This is a genomic window from Enterococcus canis NBRC 100695, from assembly GCF_001544375.1.
Taxonomy (GTDB): Bacteria; Bacillota; Bacilli; order Lactobacillales; family Enterococcaceae; genus Enterococcus_H; species Enterococcus_H canis.
Map to the genome: position 1 here is coordinate 66,374 of NZ_BCQJ01000001.1, position 21,707 is coordinate 88,080.

The following is a 21,707-nucleotide window of genomic DNA, read 5'->3' on the forward strand; positions in this document are numbered from 1 at the left end:
GGAAAAAGGAGGCTGATTTATGGAAACAACAACTTATCAAACGTTTCGGCAAGGTGTCGCGGCTTGTCTTCCTACCGTTTTGGGCTATGTAGGTATCGGTATCGCTTGTGGGGTGGTGGGAAAGAGTGTCGGCTTAGCCGTTTGGCAGATTGCCATGATGTCAATTTTAATTTATGCAGGAAGCGCGCAATTTATTATCTGCGGGATGATTGCGCTCCAAGCACCTGTTTCAGCTATTATTTTTACGACTTTTTTGGTGAATCTACGTCACTTTTTAATGAGTATGTCGGTGGCACCTTATTTTCGTTCACTCCCCTTAAAAGAAGGAATTGCCATTGGTACGTTACTGACAGATGAATCATACGGCGTCCTAGTCTTACCTTTGGCTGCGAGAGAAAAGATCGCCTTTCCTTGGGTCCAAGGATTGAATTTTACAGCGTATTTGACTTGGATCTGCGCGACGGTTCTGGGAGGACTGCTGGGAAATTGGTTGCCAGATCCACATTTATTAGGGTTGGATTTTGCACTGACGGGGATGTTTATTGGTTTATTAGTCTTGCAGGCGACTCCTGCTTTGAAGCAGCAGCCAAAAGTAATGTGGGTAATGGCTAGTGTCGCCTTGAGTTTATACGGCTTCATGTATTGGTTCAGTCCCGAGATGAGTGTGATCTTGGCAACCTTAATTGGTTGTGGAGTAGGGGTGGTGATGGAAAAATGATTGGATTGATTATTGGCTGCAGTATCGTTACTTGGATTCCCCGCGTGTTGCCTTTTGCCTTGGCAAAATCCGTGGCTTTTCCAAAACCGGTTTTAGCTTTTTTGAAGTTTCTACCGATTTCTATCTTGACGGCGTTGACGTTTCAGAGTATTTTAGAAGTTCAAGCGAACGGCTGGATCGGCTTTAAACAGTTAGAAACACTCGCGGCACTTCCAACTCTTTTGGTAGCGATTCGGACCCAAGATTTGATGAAAACTGTTGTAACTGGAATTGCAGCAATCGCGCTTTTGCGCTTGCTTTTTTAAAAGGAGACTATGATGGAACAACTAGGAGATGTATTTACAGCCCTTGTGATTGATGAAAATCCACAAGATTACGCTGTACAAAAAGCGGGTATTACTTATCAGTTAGCTAAAACTGAAGGAGCCCATGAAATTGGTGATGCGATTGAAGGCTTCGCCTATATAGACCAAAAACACGAACGACGTTTTACAACCATGATTCCTAAAAGCCGAATTGGGCACTATGCTTTCGCAACGGTCACGGATGTCCGACGAGACTTAGGCGTTTTCGTGAATATCGGACTGCCTGATAAAGACATGGTAGTGTCATTAGATGAATTACCAACAATGAAAGAATTGTGGCCCAAAAAAGGTGATCAATTGATGGTCAGCTTACGAGTAGACCATAAATCACGTTTGTGGGCACAGTTAGCGGATGAAAAAATCTTCCGTTCTCTATCCCGAAAAGGGAGCGAAACCCTCTTAAACAAAAATATGACAGGCACGATTTTCCGTTTGAAGTTAGCGGGTTCTTATTTGCTGACAGAGGACTTCTATTTAGGCTTTGTTCATCCTTCTGAACGCTTTAATGAACCACGATTGGGTGAAATCGTACAGGCGCGGGTTATTGGTATCCGCCCAGATGGTGTCTTGAATATGTCATTGAAACCACGGGCACATGAAGTAATCGGAGACGATGCACAGATGATTTTAGCCGTTTTGGAACGCTCGGCAGAAGGCAAAATTCCTTTAACAGATAAATCTTCACCAGAAGAAATCAAGGCCACCTTTGGTATCAGCAAAGGTCAATTTAAGCGAGCAATTGGAAATCTTCTAAAGCAGAAGGCAATCAAGCAAGAAGATGGCTATACAATTTTCATTAAATAAGAATTCTAATTGAGAATTACTTGCAAAAATAACTGTCTTATTTTATACTTATTTTAATTTAAAAGGAAAGATTCCTTTTCTTGATTAGAATGATTATAAAGAGGTGTTGAGATGAACGCGACTGCGGCATTGAAAAAAACGAAGCAGCAGCTTCATGATTCAGGGTTTAAATTGACACCGCAACGAGAAGCCACGGTTCTGGTTTTATTGGAGAATGAGAAAGACCACTTGTCTGCGGAAGAAATTTACATGTTAGTTAAAAATAAAAGCCCAGAGATCGGCTTAGCCACGGTCTACCGGACCTTGGAAATTTTGACGGAACTGAAAATTGTTGACAAAGTAAGTTTCAACGATGGCTTAGCGCGATATGACCTCCGTAAAGAAGGCGCCAAACATTTTCATCACCATCTTCTTTGTTTGGACTGCGGCAGTATCGAAGAAGTCGAGGAGGACCTTCTAGGTGAGGTGGAACAAATCGTTGAACAGCGTTATAACTTTATCGTAAAGGATCACCGATTGACTTTCCACGGGATCTGTTCTGCTTGTCAGGCGAAGAAAAAGAGCGGTGCTTAAATCAGATTGAGCACGGCTTTTTCTTTTTGCACCTGCTAGTGGTTTTTTTTCAGACGTGATTTTGGTATGATAGAGCTCGAAAGGGAGAGACACCATGGACGAACTGATTCAAGAATATCTTCATTATTTGCAGATCGAACGGGGACTTTCCAAGAATACACGGGAGAGTTACGCCCGCGATCTAAGCCAATACCAACAGTTTCTAGGACAACACCAGATTACCGATTTTAATGAGGTAGATCGTTTTTTAGTATTAGATTTTCTGCAAGCGTTGCATGACCAACAAAAATCCAATGCCACGATTACGCGGATGATTACCAGTTTACGTCGGTTCCATCAATTTTTGCGGCAAGAGCGGCACACTGATCATGATCCCATGCAACATATTGATACACCTAAGAAAGCGCAAAAACTGCCAAGTACGCTTTCAATTGAGGAAGTGGAGTTACTGATTGAAACACCAGATACAACGACTGTTCTGGGTATCCGCAATCGGGCGATTTTAGAAGTTATGTATGCGACTGGGTTGCGTGTCAGTGAATTGGTGGAGCTGAAGATGCGGGATCTCCATTTATCATTGGGATTGTTGCAAACGATAGGCAAGGGCGACAAAGAACGAATCTTGCCCTTGGGTGATTTGGCGATTCAGTGGATCAACACTTATTTGGAAGAATCTCGTCCGTTTTTAGTCAAAGGGGCAGAAGAACACCTTTTTGTGAACCACCACGGCAGTAGACTTTCACGTCAGGGAATCTGGAAAAATCTGAAGCAAATTGTGCGAGAGGCGGGCATTACGAAAACCGTCACTCCTCATACTTTGCGGCACAGTTTTGCGACTCATTTGTTGGAAAATGGGGCAGATTTGCGAATCGTCCAGGAATTATTAGGTCATGCGGACATTTCTACTACGCAGATTTACACGCATATTACCAAGCAGCGCATGGCGGATGTTTATAAACAACATTTTCCGCGTGCATAAGGAGGAACAACATGTTAAAGACCTATCGAAAAGAGCATCGAAAAATTGCGATGGGGTTATTAAGCTTTCACGATCATTTGAGCGATTCGCAGCATGTCCTGTATTCGTTAGAACGTTATGAAACAGACAGCAACTTACGACTTTATTTATGGCAGCCTGAGGGTGGTAGTAATATTCAAGGAATCGTCGGAGTTGAAGAACTGCCAGACCGGCTGGTTTTGCATGACGTATCCATTGTGCCGTCTTATCGTGGTGAAGGGGCCGGCTTTGAGGTTTTAGATCAATTAAAAGAACTATATCCTGAACAGACACTAGTTGGAACGCCGAATACGGCGGCATTTCTCGCTAAATGGCGGGACCGTTCTAGAAAAGAGTAGGACGATGCAGGAAATCAATGTAAAATTGGATGTTTTTGAAGGTCCCCTTGACCTTTTATTGCATCTGATCCAACACTTAGAATTAGATATTTATGATATTCCCATCGCCACTATCACAGAACAATATCTGCACTATATCGATACGATGCAAACGTTAGAGTTAGAAGTAGCTGGCGAATATCTCGTGATGGCGGCGACTTTGATGGCCATTAAAAGTCAAATGTTGCTGCCTAAACCAGAATTGCCGGAAATTGAGGAACTGGAAGAGGGAGAAGACCCTCGTGATGCCTTAGTGGAGCAATTGCTGGAGTATCGCAAATATAAATATGTGGCGCAGACTTTGCATGCCAAAGAAGAGGACCGCAGTCTTTTTTACACGAAGGAACCCATGAACTTGTCTCCGTATCAGAGTGAAGTGCCTAAATTGGATCCGAATCGCTTTAATACGATTGATCTCTTTTTAGCCTTTCATCAAATGCTGGAAAAACGGAAACAACAAGGTCCTTTGGAGACGACTGTGGCGAGTGAAGATGTGTCAATCGACGACAAAATCCATTTGATTCAATCTCAATTGAGACTGAACCGGTCGGGTTTACAGTTTGAAGATTTCTTCAACGCGGCCACAAAGTCCGAAGTCGTTACGACATTTATGGCCATGCTGGAAATGATGAAAAAAGGCACGATTCGCGTGAAACAAAGCGCGCCTTTTGAACCCATCATGTTATTTGCAACAGAGGAGGAAGAGCAATGAGCATAACGGCGCAATTAGAAGCCCTTCTGTTCGTTGTCGGAGAAGAAGGTATTGAGCTGGAAGAAATCAGCTTTTTAATCGGTGTCCCTACCGACGAAGCGTTTGCGGCATTACAGGAACTGGCAGCGCGCTATGAAGAAAACGGTGATAGTGGTCTGCATGTTTTAGAGACGGGCAATCGCTTTATGTTATCTACCAAAAAAGAGTTAGCCCCTCTGCTGAAAAAATATGCCCAATCACCAATGTCTCAGTCGCTTTCGCAGGCGGCACTTGAAACGTTGGCAATCGTAGCCTACAAACAGCCATTGGCACGCGCTGAGATCGACATGATCCGTGGTGTGCAATCAGGCGGCTCGATTCAAAAACTGGTGGCTAAAAACTTGATCGAAGAAAAAGGTCGAGTGGATGGTCCCGGGCGGGCGATTCTTTACGGAACTACCGCTTATTTCATGAATTACTTTGGTCTAAAAGATTTGAATGAATTACCGGATATCGATCAAATGGAGGCGGATATCAGTGAAGAGATGCCCCTCGATCTTTTCTTTGATCGCTATCAAGAAGGAGCAGAATAATGGAAAGATTACAAAAAGTCATCGCCCACGCTGGTATCGCGTCACGACGGAAGGCTGAAACGATGATTACCGAAGGACGGGTCAAAGTGAATGGCCAAGTGACTCGTGAACTAGGAACCCAAGTTAGTAAACAAGACCGGATTGAAGTCGATAATGTACCTATCTATCAAGAAGAGCCTGTTTATTATATTTTTTACAAGCCGCGGGGCGTGATTTCGGCCGTGACGGATGACAAGAAACGGCCAGTAGTTACCGATTATTTTGCTGGTGTACCTGAACGGATTTATCCAGTAGGCCGTCTAGATTACGATACGAGCGGCTTATTATTATTAACGAATGATGGTAACTTCGCTCAAAAGCTGACTCACCCGAAACATGAGGTAGAGAAAACATATGTAGCCAAAGTTAAAGGAAATGCCAGCAAAGAAAAATTAATGCCTTTAACAAAGGGTATCCGCATTGAAGGTCGTAAAACAGCACCTGCTCGTTTTGAGATTCTTTCTGTTGACCATCAAAAAGAAACGAGTATTGTCGAGCTGACGATTCATGAAGGCCGAAATCATCAAGTGAAGAATATGCTGCAAGCAGTGGGACTGCCTGTCCAGAAATTAAAACGAGAACGCTATGGTGCGCTAACATTGGCAGGATTGCGTCCAGGACAATATCGTCCGCTGCATAAAAAAGAAGTGACGACTTTACTAGAAGACGCAAAATAAGGTCCTTTTGTGTGAAATATCACAAAATAACAAACCGAATGGTTGCAATTTCTTAGTCAGCCTGTATAATAAAGTTGTAAAACTAAATAAAGGTTCGTCTTCAGGGGCAGGGTGTAATTCCCGACCGGTGGTGATAGTCCACGAACCATATCTTTTGATATGGCTGAATTGGTGTAATTCCAATACCGACAGTAAAGTCTGGATAAAGAAGATAGGGCTTATTTGATTTCGACTCAGATAATCCTAACTCTATTTTTCCCTGTGCAGAAAAATAGAGTTTTTTTATTGGAGTAGAGTCAAAGAGGTTCGTTGAAGATGGGTCCTTAAATTGGAGGATTTCATATGAAAAATAGTCGTGTTCACAAAATGGTCGCCGTTGCCATGCTGGCAGCAATTGCTTTCGTCTTACAAATGATCTCATTTCCGGTCATCCCTGCTTTCTCTTTTATGAAAGTTGATTTTAGTGATATTCCGGTTATGATCGGGATGTTTCTATACGGACCGGTCACTGGTATTACTACCGCCTTCGTGCGTTCGCTAGTCCATCTTTTGGCAACAGGCTTTTCGCCTGATAATTTGGTAGGGGATATTGCGAGCTTTTTTGCCACTACACTCTTTACCATGCCAATGTATTACTTTTTCCGTCATGGTGGCAGCCAACTGAAGAACAAAATCTTAGGGGTCGGTACAGGAATCATTTCCATGACCACTTTTATGAGTATCGCGAACTACTTCGTGATTACGCCAATCTACTTGAAAGTGCTGGGTCTTGATGCAATGCAAATGCTAGGTATGCCACTTATGAACTATGTCTTGATTGGAGTTGTTCCTTTTAACTTGATCAAGGGCGGAATCGTCAGCGCTGTTTTCTTGGTGTTACATGCTAAATTGCTTCCTTGGTTACGCAAAAAGCAAGGATTTATTGGTCAAACCAAAACATTAACCAAATAAACTTACTGAAAAACGCAGACGCACAGCTGCGTTTTTTAATTTTTTATTAAGTTGATTAAGACTCAAGAAAAGGGATTTTCTGAAAAAATGAAAAGATGCTATACTTCCTTTCAATGAAAAGGAGAGGGTGTCGAGGCTTATGTGGAAAAAGCAACGTTCGCTGCAGGAAATATTTGGGGTGTTTTTAATCGTATTGGCGATTTTAGTTGGGGGTCTATTTATTCGCGAAACGAGTTCGCTACGGACTATGCCGCCAGCCCCTGTACATATTTATGAAGTGAAAGAAGATCAACAAGTTGTCGGGACTGTTTATCAGAAGGATAGCCAAGTGGCTATTGTAACCAAAGAGCTGGGGCAAGATGCTATTTATTACGGCACAGTTAAAAACCAACCTTTTGGTCAACGCGAGCTAAATGTCACAAGTATGCGGATGCGAAAAGGTGGAAAAACACAGCCGTATCAGCTAACAAAACCAGTAGCTGTTTCCCAAAAGGGAAGTACACTATTCTTGCATATGAATCAACAAAATTACGAACTTGCTGCGGTTCAAGCGGCTGAAGTTCCCAATTATTTAGCCTACCATACGACGCCATAAGAAAAAAACGTGCAGAAAAGAATCTGCACGTTTTTTCTTTGATTGGTCTAAATTGCTTCTATTAAAAATGGAACCGGTTTATTCGTGAAGTAATATTGCTCGTGTTGGACATTTCTGATAAGCTTTGATGACAGATGCTTCGTCGGCAGCTGTCACAAATTGTTTGTGGGCCTCAGGCTCGTTTTTAAATAAGACGATCCCTTCGTCATCATAATCAAAAATCTCCGGTGCGGCGATTTGACAAAGACCGCAAGCAATACAACGTTCTGGAATAAGTTCACACTGCATCATGATCACTTCTTTCTAGGAGAATCCATTATGTTTATTTTATCTTTATTTAAATCACAATACAACCTGAAAGCAACGACCCTGTTCCAGCTTTTGAAAGGTAAACGGACATTATCTGTTTTATTATTTGGCTATTTTAATGATTTACTACCGTTTTTGGGCGTCATGCCTCAATTGACAGAACAAGTATTTCAGCGAGAAATCGATGCGCTAGTTAATCAAGGCTTTCTGGCAGTCCATCAGTCGTATCAGATCACATCAGCAGGGCTAGCGCGCTTAGAGGCCGAAGAGCTACCGCAATTAGCAACTTTAGATGGCTACCGTTATCAGAAGTGTCAAGACGAAGGGCGGCGTTTGCTGCTGTTTTCCGTTCAAGTGATTTCAGAAGGACTTCATCATGAAAAGCGCTACTTGCCCCTGGAAACGAGTCCCTTTTATACCCAGCAGATTCGAAATTGGCTCCGTCAAGTACCGGCCTCAGGGTCTGAGTTACTGTACGAAGAGTGGCAGTCGCTATTTCTCAAACATTCGCAAGCGGACCTATTGGCGCGCCAGTTTACAGGCTGGCAGACGACGGGAGCCTCTCAGCAGCAGCTGTACCCGTTAACGGCTCCTTGGCATACACTGCAGTATTGGAATGATTGGCATCAGTTGTTTGCCCTGCTTTCAAAGGAGACAACGCCACTTTTACTGGGACTAGTCGGCGCAACCTTAAAGAACGGCTTAAACCAAAGCATGCTGGAAACACGTCAGCTCTTAAAGGCAGCACCTACGGCAACTTTGACAGAATTGGCTACTAGACGACGTGTGAAAGAAAGCACGATTCGTGACCATCTATTGGAATTAGCCATGCTGGATCTATTACCTTTTTATCCTGCTTCGATTTATGACGAGGTAGTGGCACAGGCGAAACTGCCAATGCGGGAGCTGGATTACCGTCAGTTTGTTACGACAAAAGAACCACAAGATTATTTTTGGTTCCGTTTGGCGCAAATCAAGCAGAAAAGGGAGGAGACGAAATGGATTTAGAGGCTATTTTGCAGCGCGAATTTGGCTTCGCTGCTTTTCGTCCCGGTCAAAAAAATATCATACAGCAGTTATTAGCCGGGCAAGATGTATTGGGGATTCTGCCAACTGCAACAGGGAAATCCCTCTGCTATCAATTTCCTGGGCGGCTCCTAACTGGTGCCATTCTGATTGTTTCGCCGCTGCTTTCTTTGATGGAAGACCAGCAACAACAGCTGCAATTGTTAGGGGAACGAAAAGTTTTGGCTTTGAATAGTCAGCTGTCGTTTCAAGAAAAGCAGTATGCGTTACGGCATATTCGTGATTACCACTATATTCTTACAAGTCCAGAAACACTACAACAAGAGGAAGTCTTACAAACCCTTAAGCAATTGCAACTGGCCCTTTTTGTGGTAGATGAGGCCCATTGTATTTCCCAGTGGGGCGTGGACTTCCGTCCGGAATATTTAAAGCTGCCACGTATTCAGCAGGCACTCGGCCAACCACAGACCTTAGCTTTGACCGCTACCGCTAGCCCACCAGTTCAAGCGGAGATTCAAGAGCTCCTATTACAAACGCCCTTTACAGAACGCGGCTCAGTAGATCGATCCAACATTGGTTTGATGGTTCAGGAAACAACTAATAAGTGGGAAACTCTAGTTCAGCTGCTCCCTCATCTTAGCCGACCCGGTATTATTTATTGCGCTACTCGTAAAAAGGTCGAGCAATTGAATCAAGCCTTGCGAGAAGCGGGCTACGCCAGTATGTTTTACCACGGCGGACTTGCCAGTGATGAGCGATTACGGATTCAACAGCAATTTCAAAATGGACAAGCAGAGTTGTTGTGTGCCACCAATGCTTTTGGGATGGGGATTAACCATCAAGACGTACGCTTCGTCCTACATTATGAACTTTCATCAGGTTTAGAGAATTATGTACAAGAGTTTGGGCGCGCTGGTCGAGATGGTCAGCCAGCACTGGCAATTTTGCTGTATCAAAAGCAGGATGAACGAATCCATCACTTTTTCCAGCAAGAAACACAGCAAAATCGACTATTGTTAGAGGCGCTGCAGACTTCTGCTCGTGAAGAGATAGCTCAATTAGTCCCTAATTTACCCGAATTGCAACAAAAATGGTTACTTGGTTACCTGCACGGGGAGTATGAGCTGTCAGAATTGATTGAGCGGATTCGGCAAAAGGAAGTTGAACGTTCACAGCAATTGCAGGCGATGATTCAATATATTGAAACCAAGGAATGCCGTCGTCGCGTGATTCAACGCTATTTCGGTGACCCGGAAATCAGCCAGCCGAAGGAAGTTTGTTGTGATAATTGCGGGTTAGAATTAACGGCTTTTTACCAAGAACCCGCCGCAATTCCTGAAGGTCCGACTGAATGGTCAGCGATTTTAAAAACCTTATTTTTTTCTTAAAATACGTAATCACTACCAGTTAAACGGAATTTTCTGCTAAAATTGATGGAGCAAGAATGAATCTTTACCTATTTTTAAGACAGTTTCAGAAAACCTATGCTATAATACTTTTTGAGATAATTCTAGGAGGTCACTAGTGTGAGTAAAAAACGCAAAGATAAGAAACAGCAAACAGACAATACGCAGGAACCATGGGAACAACCCATTTATGATACGGAATATGACAGCAGTTCCTCTCGAGTGGAGCAACGTCAGCAAAAACAAGGAAATACGAAGTTTTTAGTTGCGCTAGTCATCTTGCTATTATTGATTGCGGCTGTACCAACGGGAACCTATTTATGGGCAACGCGTAACAGTGGACGGGCTGCATCACCACAATCATCAGAATCTACCACGATGACCAGTAGTGCTGCCTCAAGTGAAACTACTGCCAGCACGAAAGAAAGTCAAGCAAGTAGTGAGGCAACCAGCGAATCTTCTGAGCCAGCAGAATCTTCTTCAGAGAGTCAAGCGGCTGAAGACAATCAGCAAGACAACCAAAATCAAGATCAAAACCAAGGGCAAGACCAAAATAATGAAGCAACGACCCCAAGCTCTAGCCAACCGGCAGAGCAAGCGGCTGAATACACAGAAGTTATCGCGGGTGAAGGATTTAACCAAATTTCAGCGCGAACAGGTGTACCAGTAGAAACGATTCTACAATTAAATGGTTTGACAGTTGACTCTGTCATTTATCCAGGTCAATCTTTACGTGTTAAATAAGGATTTTTAGGAGTGGCGATGGCTGCTCCTTTTTTATTGGGAGTAACAGAGAGTCCCCTGCTTGTAAGGAAAATGTGGGATATTCTTTGCTTATTCCTTTTTTTGAGTTAAAATATACGAGGTAAATCGGACAGAGGGAGTTAACAGAATGAAAAAAATCAGTATTGCTATCGACGGACCCGCATCGTCCGGCAAAAGTACGGTAGCAAAGATCTTAGCAAAAAAATATGGCTTCATTTATTGCGATACTGGCGCAATGTATCGCGCCTTGACGTATGCAGCCTTACGCTTTGATGTCGACTTTGAAGACGATGCCGGCTTAGTGGCGCTTTTAGCGGAGCAACCTATTTCCTTTAAAGCGGCTGAGACAGGGCAACGGGTTTTTATCGGAGATTTAGAGGTAACCACAGAAATTCGCCAGCCAGATGTCACCAATGCGGTTTCTATCGTGGCAAAACAACCGCTAGTACGTCAAGAAATGGTGCGCCTGCAACAAAAAATTGGCGAGGCCGGCGGTGTTGTGATGGATGGTCGCGACATTGGGACACAGGTTCTGCCAAATGCTGAGGTTAAGATTTTCTTGGTAGCCAGTGTGACGGAACGCGCTGAGCGTCGATATAAAGAAAACCAAGAAAAGGGGATTACGACAGATTTCGAAACCTTGAAAAAGGAAATAGAGCGTCGCGATTATTTGGATAGCACGCGGGAAGTATCACCATTGGTCCAGGCCAAAGATGCCGTTTTACTAGATACGACGGGGATGACCATTGAGTCCGTGGTTGCCGCAATCGAAAATATCGTAAACACGAAAGAAAACACCTCAAAATAGAAGAAATTTCCGAAAAGTAGGAGAAATCGCTTTATTTTTTCGGAATAATAACTTACTATAAAATAAGGATATTCGTATCTATAGAATTATTTGTTGGTTAGGAGGACAATCGTCATGACAGAATTTGATCAAAATCAAATGGATAATGGCAACGAAACGATGGAAGATGTAATGAACAGCGTGCAAGAAGTCAAAGCTGGCGACATCGTGAAAGGTGAAGTACTTGCGGTCGAAGATAAACAAGTGATCGTAGGAATCGAAGGAGCGGGCGTTGAAGGCGTCGTACCTGCGAAAGAACTTTCTACTTTACCAGTCGACGACGTGAACGAACTTGTAAAAGTTGGGGACGTTTTAGACTTAGTTGTGATTACCGAGATTGGCAAAGATAAAGAAAACGGGAGCTATCTGCTTTCCAAACGTCGCTTGGATGCGAAAAAGGTTTGGGAAGATATCGAGAAAGACTTCCAAGAAGGAAAAATCATCGAAGCACCAGTTACTGGCGTCGTAAAAGGCGGCTTGGTAGTGGATGTTGGCGTACGTGGTTTTGTACCGGCTTCAATGGTAGAAGATCATTTCGTAGCTGATTTTTCTGATTACAAAGGCCAAACATTGGCATTCAAGATCATTGAGATCGAACCTTCTGAAAACCGTTTGATCCTATCACATAAAGCAGTGGTAGAAGCGGATAAAGAAGAAAAGAAAAAAGAATTGTTATCAGAATTGCATGAAGGTGATGTGGTAACGGGTAAAGTTGCTCGTTTAACGGACTTTGGTGCATTCGTTGACTTAGGCGGAATCGACGGCTTAGTACACGTTTCTGAAATCTCTCACAGCCACGTGGCAAAACCAGGTGACGTGTTGAGCGTTGGTGACGAAGTACAAGTCTTGATCTTATCTATCAATCCAGATGCAGAACGTATCTCATTGTCTATCAAAGATACTTTGCCTGGACCTTGGACTGATATCGAAGACAAGGCACCAGTTGGAGCAGTCTTAGATGGTGTTGTGAAACGCTTGACTAGCTTCGGCGCTTTTGTGGAAGTATTCCCAGGCGTAGAAGGGTTAGTCCACATTTCACAAATTTCACACAAACATATTGCAACACCGCATGAAGTATTGACTGAAGGCGATGAAGTACGTGTGAAAGTGTTAGAAGTGAACCCGACTGAACACCGGATTGCTTTAAGCATCAAAGCGTTAGAAGAAAAACCAGCATCTGAACAAGAACCAAAAGATATCGAAACATATGAATTACCGGAAGAAAATACCGGCTTTACTATGGGTGATATCTTAGGCGATGCTTTGAAAAATTCTGACGAAGAATAAGCTATTAGGACCGTAGCGTGTAGGCGTTACGGTCTTTTTTTGTCTTCGCTGGCCACTAACTATCTGGTGAGAATGCCAGCTGATTGAGGGCGGAAAAGAAGCAAAGAGTGAAAAAAGAAAATGAAAGCTTGAAAAATCAAGTCATTTTCGGTAAACTAGGTAAGATTGAAAACAAAGGAGGTCGTTAATAATGGCCAATCCAACACTAGCTATCGTTGGACGCCCAAATGTGGGCAAATCAACTATTTTTAACCGTATTGCTGGGGAGCGGATCTCGATCGTCGAGGACACTCCAGGTGTGACCCGTGACCGAATCTATGCAACTGGCGAGTGGTTAGGCCGTGAATTCAGTGTAATTGACACTGGTGGGATCGATCTAGGCGACGAACCATTCATGGATCAAATCAAACATCAAGCAGAAATCGCGATTGATGAAGCGGATGTCATTGTCTTAGTCGTTAGTGGACGCGAAGGCGTGACCGATGCCGATGAAATGGTAGCGAAAATGCTTTATCGCAGTAACAAACCGGTGATTTTAGCCGTCAATAAAGTCGACAATCCTGAAATGCGTAATGATATTTATGAATTTTATTCATTAGGTCTGGGCGAACCATTCCCTGTTTCAGGAAGTCATGGTCTAGGAATCGGCGACCTTTTAGATGAAGCGGTGAAACACTTCAGTACAGAGGTGGAAGAGGAAGATGAAAGCTTGATCAAGTTTAGCTTGATTGGACGCCCAAATGTTGGGAAATCTTCTCTAATCAATGCTATTTTAGGTGAAGATCGCGTGATTGTTTCTGATATTGCTGGAACAACCCGTGACGCTATTGATACTTATTTTGAATCACCAGACGGTCAAGGCTTTTTGATGATCGATACTGCTGGCATGCGGAAACGTGGAAAAGTTTACGAAAACACAGAAAAATACAGTGTGATGCGTGCGATGCGTGCAATTGACCGCTCAGACGTTGTTCTGATGGTTTTGAACGCTGAAGAAGGGATTCGTGAGCAAGATAAACGAATCGCCGGCTACGCCCACGAGGCGGGCCGTGGTCTGATTATTGTCGTGAACAAATGGGATACCGTTGAAAAGGAAACCAACACGCTGCGAGATTTTGAAGAAGAAATTCGCGAAGAGTTTGCTTACTTAGACTATGCACCGATTATTTTTGTCTCTGCTAAGACCAAACAACGCTTAAATAAACTGCCAGAATTGATTGAATCGGTCAGCATGAACCAAAACCTGCGGATTCCATCAGCCGTCTTGAATGAAATCATTATGGATGCGGTGGCGATTAACCCGACACCAACTGATAAAGGGAAGCGATTAAAGATTTTCTACGCGACTCAAGTGGCAGTCAAACCGCCAACCTTCGTTATTTTCGTAAACGAAGAAGAGTTGATGCACTTTTCTTATGCACGTTTCTTGGAAAATCAAATTCGGAAAGCTTTCACCTTTGAAGGAACCCCGATTCGGATCATCCCTCGTCGCAGAAAATAGGCATTTTACCACACTTTTTTCGCAAGTTCAAATGAAGACAACCCAAATTCATAGAAAAAACTTTTTTATCTAAAAAGACGCGAAAAAACCGTAAAAACCTTGCTATTACAACCTTTGTGTGCTATCGTGATAACAGAATATTGAGGCAATCAATATTTGACGGGCGCTTTTTGGACCACTCAAAAAGTGTCACGTAACGATGTCAAAACATCATACTTCTTGTTGAGGAGGTGAAACTATTCCATGGCAAACAAAGCAGAATTGATCGAAAAAGTTGCTGAAGCAACAAACTTAACTAAAAAAGATGCAACTGTAGCAGTTGACGCTGTCTTCTCTACAATCCAAGACGCTCTTGCTAAAGGTGAAAAAGTTCAACTAATCGGTTTTGGTAACTTTGAAGTACGCGAACGCGCGGCTCGTAAAGGACGTAACCCACAAACTGGTGAAGAAATCGAAATCCCTGCAAGCAAAGTACCTGCATTTAAACCAGGTAAAGCTCTTAAGGATGCAGTTAAATAATTTTTAGCTGACGGGAACCCTTGTTCATCAAGGGTTCTTTTCTTTTGGCATCGATTTTTCAAAAGAAACAGCGTAACGATAGGTTTAAAAATGAGAATATGATAAAATATCTATGAGGTGATGATGATGGAGCAACGGTATCAAAAAGGGACCGCAACAGCGCTTTTACGCTACGGCCAAACACTGCCGGTTTTATTGAAGGATCAGCATTTTGATGATGTCCGTGTCTACATCGTTACCAACCAGCGTTTTTATGATCGTCTATCGACACAAATGACTTTTGAAGGAAAAGCCCGCTGGTATGTCTGCGGTAATGATCCTCACATCAATCAATTTAACGAGCTGCGAGAGTTTATTCGTTATATGCAGGAAGAAACTCGTTATGAGCCGTTTTTGTTGATTGGCTTAGGAAATATCGGTATCATGCACTTAGCCAACTTTTTCCATACGCTTTCTACTATGAAAGGCAGCTTGTGGCTGATTCCTAGCAATATGCGGGCGTTAGCGCAGGTTTTAAGTGGTACTGCCGTGATTGAAGGTCCGTTAGGCGAACCGGCCTTACAAGTGGCAACACTGCCGCAGCAAGTATTTTTTGATACGACCTTACAGCAGAGTGCTCGCTTTACTGCTAATGACTTACTGCCTTTGATTCGCTTAGGTCTAACGGGGGATCATGCCTTAATTCAAACCCTTTACAAGAACTACCCTAAGCAAGAGGCGCTTTTAGGAAAGGGCTTGACGCCTTTCTTAGAACCGTTGATTCGCCTTAGCAGTCTGGATGAGCTGGAGAATTTCGGTCAACCATTTACACAGGCCTTTTACCAAACAGCTAATGGTCAATATTTGGCTGACGAGCAAAAGCAATGGTTAGGGATTTTATTTCATTTTATCTGGGCACAAGTCGTCAATGATTTTACCTTTCAAACGGGTAACTTTTTTACTTGGTTGAAACGACTAGGTGTGCCACTAGATTTACCAAACCAATTCTTACTTAGTGATTATGGCGTCACTTTACTACAAAATCGCGATTGGCTGCCGGCTTTGTCAGAAATTGGCAGCAATCGATTTCAACGGCAGCAGCTGACGGAAACGACGGTCTTTGAGATGATCGCCCGCTTCCAGCACTATTTGCCAGAAGGAGCACAGCATGAATTTCAGTGAACAAATGTTAGATGCCTTACATAATGAAGATCTAGCAGAGGCTCAAGTACTTTTTGAAGAGGCTTTACGCAAGGATGAGGCAGAGATTTTAGCAGACTTAGGCGAAAATTTGATGGCCTTAGGCTTTTTAGCAGAAGCTCGCCGAACTTTTGAGGAACTATTAACACGTTTTCCAGCGGCAGAAGAGTTGTATCTGCCCTTAGCAGAGATCGCAATCGAAGATGGGAAAACAGATGAGGCTTTTGATCTTTTAGAAAAAATCGCACCCGACAGTGATGCCTATCCTTCAGCACTCTTAGTGATGGCGGATTTGTATCAAGTTTTAGGGATTCCAGAAGTCAGTGAGGCAAAATTGAAAGAAGCTGAGGCAATTTTACCGGACGAACCATTGATCCAGTTTGCTTTAGCGGAATTGGCTTTCAGCAATGGCAATTTTGTGGAGGCACTGCGTCTATATGAACAGTTGCAAAATCGTGGTTTAGAGGAAGTAACAGGGATTTCTTTGAATGAACGAATCGGCAACGCCCTTAATATGGAGGGGGAATTTGAAGAGGCAATTCCTTATTTGGAACAAGCGTTGGCGGACGAACAGACTGATGATCGTCTATTCCAATTGGCCTTTACTTATCTTCAACTAAAAGATAATCAAAAAGCCATTATCTATTTGCAACAATTGCGCGCTTTAAATCCACAATATGGTTCGCTCTATTACTATTTAGGCGAGGCCTTGTTGGAAGAAGAGCAGTTGGAAGAAGCGGCGACGGTCTTAGGCGAAGGCATCAGCGAAGATCCTTATCAAGTGGATTTGTATCTATTAGCGGCAGAAGTTGCCTACCGACTCCATGATCCAGAAGGTTCGGAAAAATGGCTGCAAGAAGCCTTAACGCTGGGGGAAAAGACTGAAGAGGCACGTTTGACCTTAAGTAACCTCTACCTTAGTGAGGGACGCTACGAAGAGGCTATCGATGCGTTAGCCGGTGTCGAAGGTGACGCGCAGGCTGAATGGAATCTGGCGCAATCCTATAATGCACTAGAAGACTTTACACAAGCAGCCCTTCATTACGAAAATGCGGCTGAGGATTTGCAGCATGAACCGGAATTTATGAAGGAATATGGCATTTTCTTACGGGAAGAGGGCCAATTCGACAAAGCGAAGGCATTATTGACCCACTATCTAGCCCATGAACCTGGTGATTTAGAAGTGGCGTCGTTATTAGACGAAATGTAAACAAAGAAAGAGGGTGACTGTCATGGTGGCGGTAAAAGACAAAAAGGAATTTTTAAGTTGGCTAGTGAATCAACAGGCATTTTCTCGGCGGGAAATTATTTGGATCTTGAATTACTTGATCAACCATGAGGCGATCCTGATGAATGTCCGGATCGTTGAGAAGGCGGATAAGACAACTCGAGGCTTAATGATTCAAAGTGGCGATAATCATCGCCCAATGATTCTTTCGTTAGAAGGCAAAGAGTTTCATGATCCAGATCAAATTTTTCATGAAATTCGTATGAATTGGAAAAAAGATCTTTTCCTTGAATGTCGTTTTCCCGAAGCTTGGCAGGAACCTCTCTATTTGAAGGTATTGGAAGATAATCCCTTTGCTTCATGGAATGAAGTAGACGAAGAAATTGACCAGGAAATCACCGCTTTCTTAGAAAAAGAAGCGCAAGCTCATGAAAAGGCTGACCTGTTAAGAGAGATTGACGAGGCCTTGGAATCTGGAGATCAAGAAACGTTTATTCGCCTGTCTGAACAGTTAAAACAGCATAGCTAAGAGGTTGGAAAAAAAGCGTCTGGGACATAACTCAAAAAGTTATATCCCAGACGCTTCTTATTTTCGTTGGAGTCGTTTCATTAGTTTTCGAGGTGGTTTCAAATAGGTGAAGCCTTCGCCGATTGCCTCGTGGACGTTAATGACGGAGACAAAGGCATAGGCGTCCGTTTCCTCAATGATGTGGCGTACCTCCATCACTTCTCGAGGACTGACTACTACATAAAGGATTTTTTTAGGTTCGTGAGAAAAGCCGCCCTCACCATCGAAATAACTGACACCGCGCTCTAATGTTTCCATGATTTGTTCGCCAATCGCCACAGATTCATTTGAGACCACAAAGATCCCTTTAGCGGCATAAGCACCGTCTTGAACAAAATCAACGATTTGCGCGAAAACGAAAGAGGCGATTAATGTATACATCATATGTTTTAAGTCTAAGTAAACCAGCGACATCGTCAAAACGAAAACATCAAAGGCTAGCAAAGAGCGCCCCATGGAGACGCCAATCTTCTTCTCTAAAATTCGCGCGATAATATCGGTTCCGCCGGTAGTGCCCCCAGCACGGTAAACAAGTCCGCTGCCAAAACCACCAGCCATCCCAGCTAATAGCGAAGCAATCAGCAAATCGTGATCAACGCTGATGTCAAAAGGTACCCGCTGCCAGATAAACAGAAAGAAGGAAAGTGAGACCGTCCCGAAAATAGTATAGAAAAGGGAACGGCGACCTAAAATCTTGCCGCCAATCAAAATCAGGGGAATATTGATCAGGAGAGTAGATAAGGCAGGGTCAATGTTAAACAAGTAACGTAAAATCAAGGTGATCCCTGTTACGCCGCCTTCTGCTAAATGATTGGCAATATTAAAAGCCACCAACCCAAAAGCGTACAAACAAGTCCCTAATAAAATCATAATGATATCTAATGTATAATAGCGTATTTTTTTCACAACATAACCTCCTTCAAGTCCCTTCTCACTTTATCATTGAAAAATGAAAACAACAAGACTTTGATTTTTACTTTAGTGATGTTTTTGGTAAGATGAAGGTGATAGAATGGGGGAAGTCGAATGGCAACAGAAAGTTTACGTGATATGCAAGCAATCGTGGACGAGTATATCCAACAATTTAAAGCAGGTTATTTTTCACCGCTGGCTCAAATGGCCCGTTTGACAGAGGAAGTCGGCGAACTGGCGCGGGAGGTCAATCACTACTATGGTGAGAAACCGAAGAAGACTACTGAGGCTGCTAATACCGTAGCTGAAGAATTAGGCGACGTGCTATTTGTCACCATGATCATGGCTAATTCGTTGGATATTGATTTGACGGAAACTTTCCATAAAAATATGGAGAAGTTTAACGCCCGCGACCATTATCGCTTTGAGCGCAAAGACGGGCAAAAGGAATCGGGAAATTAACAGCTCACCTAATTCATGGGAGCAGCAGATTGGAATGAGTAGGGATGAAGTTAGAAAAAATGCCACCGGAGTTTGTGGAAGTACAACCGGTGATGGCAGCAATTAAAGCAGCTGGTTTTGAGGCCTATATTGTCGGCGGAAGCGTTCGTGATGTTTTGCTGAATAAGCCGATTCATGATGTGGATATTGCGACCAGCGCCTTTCCAGAAGAAATCAAACAGATTTTTCCGCGCACTATTGATGTGGGTATTCAGCATGGCACTGTCATGGTACTAGAAGAGGAACAACAATATGAAATCACCACTTTTAGGACGGAAAGTACCTATCAAGATTTTCGTCGTCCTGATGAAGTCACCTTCGTGCGCTCCTTAGGGGAAGATTTAAAACGCCGTGATTTTACCATCAATGCGTTTGCGATTGCCAGCGATGGGGAGTTGATTGATCTTTTTGACGGCCTACAGGATTTACGAAACAAGACGATTCGGGCGGTAGGCGCGCCACAAGAACGTTTCCACGAAGATGCCTTGCGCATGATGCGCGGCTTACGTTTCGCCTCACAGCTGGAATTTGATTTGGAACCACAGACCTTAGCGGCGATTGCAGATAACCACGCCTTGTTAGGTAAGATTTCAGTAGAACGGATTCAAATCGAATTTGTAAAACTGCTGATGGGAGTCGACCGGGCGAAGGGCTTGATTCCCTTCGTAGAAACAGAATGTTACATTTACTGCCCAGGCTTACGACAATATGGTGACGCCCTTTTACGCCTTGCTGACAAGCCGCTACGACCTTTACAGGAAGAAGCCCAAGCTTGGACGATGTTAGTCCATGAAATGGGTTTATCACGGGATGAAATCAAAGAATTTATGAAAGAGTGGAAATGCGCAAATCATTTAATTGCTAAGGTGCAATTATTAGCAAATGGTCTAACACGGCGACTAACAGGCTTTTGGGATCCGCTGTCAGCTTACCAAATGGGCGGGAACATCCAATTAGTAGAGGCTTTACTCTACTACTATGACCAGAAACCGCAATTAAACGAGGCTCAGGCATTTTATGATGCCTTGCCAATCCATCAGAGAGAAGAGCTGGCCATCGACGGCCGCCGCTTGTTAACGGCTTTAGACGCTAAGCCGGGACCTTGGTTGGGGCAGTTATTACAAGAAATTGAAGAAATGGTTTTATTGAGTCAGTTGGAAAATAATACCGAGGCTATTTTAGCCTTTGCAAAGGAGCGCTAAATCATGGCAACATATGCAAAAAAATTCGTAGTCGGAACTACAGACCTAGCCAGTGCTTTAGGATCGGGCTTCCTGGATGTTTTAGGGACACCCGCTTTAATTGCTATGGTGGAAAACACAGCAAAAGAATGGTTGGATGAACAAATAGCGGAAACGGAGACTTCCGTAGGTATTGAGATTCAGACCACCCACGAACGGGCTTCTTTACCAGAGGCGGAGATCATTGTTCGTATAGAAGGCGAACGCACAGGTAAAATAGCTACCTTTACGTTTAAAGCCTATGACGATGGGCACTTGATTGGGCAAGGCACGCATAAGCGCGCTGTCGTGGATCAAAAACGCTTTATGGAAAAGTTGAAAAAAGCCTAGATGCGAAATGAAACATATGACCTTTTTCTAGGTTTGTGCTACACTTTTAATTGTAAATAAAATAGGTTAGGAGAATGTCTCATGGCAAGAGAAATGACAGGATTAAAATTTTATTTCCGTAATGGCGAAACTTGGACGATCGACCGCAAATTTATTGGTGATTTGTGGATCAAACACATTACAACAAGTTTTGGACGTATCAAAGGAAGCGATTTTGTTGAAATTCATCCTTGTGATGGCTTGAAAATTGAAATCTTCCAAGAAGCCGATCACGTTCAAACAGATGATATTAACTTAGGTGGTTTGGAATTAGGAATGTTCTCACGGGCATTGAAATACGAAGACATTGAACGGATGGAAATCCTCTACAAATCTGGCAATCCTGATTTGGTTTACTTCCCATACAAAGACAAAGCAACACCACACCAAGAAGGCTTGGATAACGAATACCAATCAACAAAAGTCAACGAAACAACGAATACGTTGTATATCGTGATTGACCCAACTCAAACAGTAGAAGCTGTTTACAGCGATAAATTTTAAGTATAATGACTAGCTCGGTTCTTTTGAACTGAGCTTTTTTGTTGCGCTTAAAAAGTGGTCGTAAGAGACGTATGCCCGTGTAAAAAGGAAAACGACTTTCAATCGCTGTCATTTTTTGTTAAAATAGCAAAGATGAAAGTGAGG

At 43.2% G+C, this 21,707-nt stretch carries 27 protein-coding genes and 1 riboswitch; of the genes, 25 read left to right on the forward strand and 2 right to left on the reverse strand.

The features are described from left to right. Positions 1–19: 19 nt before the first annotated feature. The 11 genes from ECA01S_RS00385 to ECA01S_RS00435 all read left to right on the forward strand — a co-directional run bounded on the left by ECA01S_RS00385 (position 20) and on the right by ECA01S_RS00435 (position 7,401). Complete coding sequence (locus ECA01S_RS00385) at positions 20–718, forward strand: AzlC family ABC transporter permease (protein ID WP_067389414.1); 699 nt, start codon at positions 20–22, stop codon at positions 716–718. Then, positions 715–1,023 (forward strand): AzlD domain-containing protein, encoded by a 309-nt coding sequence (locus ECA01S_RS00390; RefSeq protein WP_067389417.1) that lies wholly within the window; start codon positions 715–717, stop codon positions 1,021–1,023. The genes ECA01S_RS00385 and ECA01S_RS00390 overlap by 4 nt, the downstream gene beginning before the upstream one ends. Before the next feature lie 9 nt (positions 1,024–1,032). Further along, positions 1,033–1,887, forward strand: coding sequence for a CvfB family protein (locus tag ECA01S_RS00395; RefSeq protein WP_067389424.1), 855 nt, complete (start codon positions 1,033–1,035; stop codon positions 1,885–1,887). A gap of 111 nt (positions 1,888–1,998) precedes the next feature. Next, entirely contained in the window at positions 1,999–2,460 is a 462-nt protein-coding gene (fur, locus tag ECA01S_RS00400; protein WP_067389426.1) for a ferric iron uptake transcriptional regulator, read from the forward strand. A gap of 94 nt (positions 2,461–2,554) precedes the next feature. Beyond that, positions 2,555–3,439: a site-specific tyrosine recombinase XerD gene (xerD, locus tag ECA01S_RS00405; protein ID WP_067389427.1), complete on the forward strand. Its 885-nt coding sequence runs from the start codon at positions 2,555–2,557 to the stop codon at positions 3,437–3,439. An 11-nt stretch (positions 3,440–3,450) separates the two neighbouring features. Next, positions 3,451–3,816 carry a GNAT family N-acetyltransferase gene (locus ECA01S_RS00410; RefSeq protein ID WP_067389429.1) on the forward strand — a complete coding sequence of 122 codons (366 nt, stop codon included), beginning with the start codon at positions 3,451–3,453 and terminating at the stop codon, positions 3,814–3,816. Between the two features lie 4 nt (positions 3,817–3,820). After that, positions 3,821–4,567, forward strand: coding sequence for a segregation/condensation protein A (locus tag ECA01S_RS00415; protein ID WP_067389438.1), 747 nt, complete (start codon positions 3,821–3,823; stop codon positions 4,565–4,567). Further along, complete coding sequence (gene scpB / locus ECA01S_RS00420) at positions 4,564–5,139, forward strand: SMC-Scp complex subunit ScpB (protein WP_067389440.1); 576 nt, start codon at positions 4,564–4,566, stop codon at positions 5,137–5,139. The genes ECA01S_RS00415 and scpB overlap by 4 nt, the downstream gene beginning before the upstream one ends. After that, on the forward strand, positions 5,139–5,855 hold the full coding sequence (locus ECA01S_RS00425) for a pseudouridine synthase (RefSeq protein WP_067389442.1): 717 nt from the start codon (positions 5,139–5,141) through the stop codon (positions 5,853–5,855). Before scpB ends, ECA01S_RS00425 begins: the two co-directional genes overlap by 1 nt. Positions 5,856–5,947: 92 nt before the next feature. Further along, a riboswitch (FMN riboswitch) is annotated at positions 5,948–6,072 on the forward strand. A gap of 125 nt (positions 6,073–6,197) precedes the next feature. Next, positions 6,198–6,806: an ECF transporter S component gene (locus ECA01S_RS00430; protein ID WP_067389444.1), complete on the forward strand. Its 609-nt coding sequence runs from the start codon at positions 6,198–6,200 to the stop codon at positions 6,804–6,806. A gap of 139 nt (positions 6,807–6,945) precedes the next feature. After that, entirely contained in the window at positions 6,946–7,401 is a 456-nt protein-coding gene (locus tag ECA01S_RS00435) for a hypothetical protein (RefSeq protein WP_067389446.1), read from the forward strand. Between the two features lie 78 nt (positions 7,402–7,479). On the opposite strand, the gene ECA01S_RS00440 is transcribed toward ECA01S_RS00435, so the two are convergent. After that, positions 7,480–7,689 (reverse strand): ferredoxin, encoded by a 210-nt coding sequence (locus ECA01S_RS00440; RefSeq protein WP_067389449.1) that lies wholly within the window; start codon positions 7,687–7,689, stop codon positions 7,480–7,482. A 30-nt stretch (positions 7,690–7,719) separates the two neighbouring features. Here ECA01S_RS00440 and ECA01S_RS00445 point away from each other — a divergent pair, with 30 nt between their 5' ends. The 10 genes from ECA01S_RS00445 (at position 7,720) to ECA01S_RS00490 (ending at position 17,997) form a co-directional block, all read left to right on the forward strand. Beyond that, complete coding sequence (locus ECA01S_RS00445) at positions 7,720–8,718, forward strand: YpbB family protein (RefSeq protein ID WP_067389452.1); 999 nt, start codon at positions 7,720–7,722, stop codon at positions 8,716–8,718. Next, positions 8,709–10,124, forward strand: a complete 1,416-nt coding sequence (locus tag ECA01S_RS00450; RefSeq protein WP_067389455.1) for a RecQ family ATP-dependent DNA helicase — start codon at positions 8,709–8,711, stop codon at positions 10,122–10,124. The genes ECA01S_RS00445 and ECA01S_RS00450 overlap by 10 nt, the downstream gene beginning before the upstream one ends. 138 nt (positions 10,125–10,262) lie before the next feature. Next, complete coding sequence (locus tag ECA01S_RS00455) at positions 10,263–10,886, forward strand: LysM peptidoglycan-binding domain-containing protein (RefSeq protein ID WP_067389458.1); 624 nt, start codon at positions 10,263–10,265, stop codon at positions 10,884–10,886. 148 nt (positions 10,887–11,034) lie between these two features. After that, positions 11,035–11,715, forward strand: a complete 681-nt coding sequence (gene cmk, locus ECA01S_RS00460) for a (d)CMP kinase (protein ID WP_067389461.1) — start codon at positions 11,035–11,037, stop codon at positions 11,713–11,715. Between the two features lie 114 nt (positions 11,716–11,829). Then, complete coding sequence (gene rpsA, locus ECA01S_RS00465; protein WP_067389464.1) at positions 11,830–13,041, forward strand: 30S ribosomal protein S1; 1,212 nt, start codon at positions 11,830–11,832, stop codon at positions 13,039–13,041. Positions 13,042–13,231: 190 nt separating this feature from the next. After that, entirely contained in the window at positions 13,232–14,542 is a 1,311-nt protein-coding gene (der, locus tag ECA01S_RS00470; RefSeq protein WP_067389467.1) for a ribosome biogenesis GTPase Der, read from the forward strand. 243 nt (positions 14,543–14,785) lie between these two features. Then, complete coding sequence (gene hbs / locus ECA01S_RS00475; protein ID WP_067389470.1) at positions 14,786–15,061, forward strand: non-specific DNA-binding protein Hbs; 276 nt, start codon at positions 14,786–14,788, stop codon at positions 15,059–15,061. Positions 15,062–15,187: 126 nt separating this feature from the next. Further along, complete coding sequence (locus ECA01S_RS00480; protein WP_067389473.1) at positions 15,188–16,222, forward strand: hypothetical protein; 1,035 nt, start codon at positions 15,188–15,190, stop codon at positions 16,220–16,222. Then, positions 16,209–17,450, forward strand: coding sequence for a tetratricopeptide repeat protein (locus tag ECA01S_RS00485; protein WP_067389476.1), 1,242 nt, complete (start codon positions 16,209–16,211; stop codon positions 17,448–17,450). Before ECA01S_RS00480 ends, ECA01S_RS00485 begins: the two co-directional genes overlap by 14 nt. 22 nt (positions 17,451–17,472) lie before the next feature. Beyond that, a complete protein-coding gene (locus tag ECA01S_RS00490; protein WP_067389478.1) occupies positions 17,473–17,997 on the forward strand; it encodes a YpiB family protein in 525 nt (174 codons plus the stop codon). 57 nt (positions 17,998–18,054) lie between these two features. Here ECA01S_RS00490 and ECA01S_RS00495 read toward each other — a convergent pair whose 3' ends face one another. Continuing rightward, entirely contained in the window at positions 18,055–18,942 is an 888-nt protein-coding gene (locus tag ECA01S_RS00495) for a YitT family protein (protein WP_174519956.1), read from the reverse strand. Between the two features lie 120 nt (positions 18,943–19,062). On the opposite strand from ECA01S_RS00495, the gene ECA01S_RS00500 reads away from it, so the two are divergent. From ECA01S_RS00500 to ECA01S_RS00515, 4 genes are all read left to right on the forward strand, one after another. Then, positions 19,063–19,410, forward strand: a complete 348-nt coding sequence (locus ECA01S_RS00500) for a nucleotide pyrophosphohydrolase (RefSeq protein ID WP_067389482.1) — start codon at positions 19,063–19,065, stop codon at positions 19,408–19,410. Between the two features lie 44 nt (positions 19,411–19,454). Continuing rightward, a complete protein-coding gene (locus tag ECA01S_RS00505) occupies positions 19,455–20,651 on the forward strand; it encodes a CCA tRNA nucleotidyltransferase (protein ID WP_067389491.1) in 1,197 nt (398 codons plus the stop codon). 3 nt (positions 20,652–20,654) lie between these two features. Continuing rightward, positions 20,655–21,020, forward strand: a complete 366-nt coding sequence (locus ECA01S_RS00510) for a thioesterase family protein (RefSeq protein WP_067389493.1) — start codon at positions 20,655–20,657, stop codon at positions 21,018–21,020. 81 nt (positions 21,021–21,101) lie between these two features. Then, positions 21,102–21,563, forward strand: a complete 462-nt coding sequence (locus ECA01S_RS00515; protein ID WP_067389496.1) for a hypothetical protein — start codon at positions 21,102–21,104, stop codon at positions 21,561–21,563. Positions 21,564–21,707: the final 144 nt, after the last annotated feature.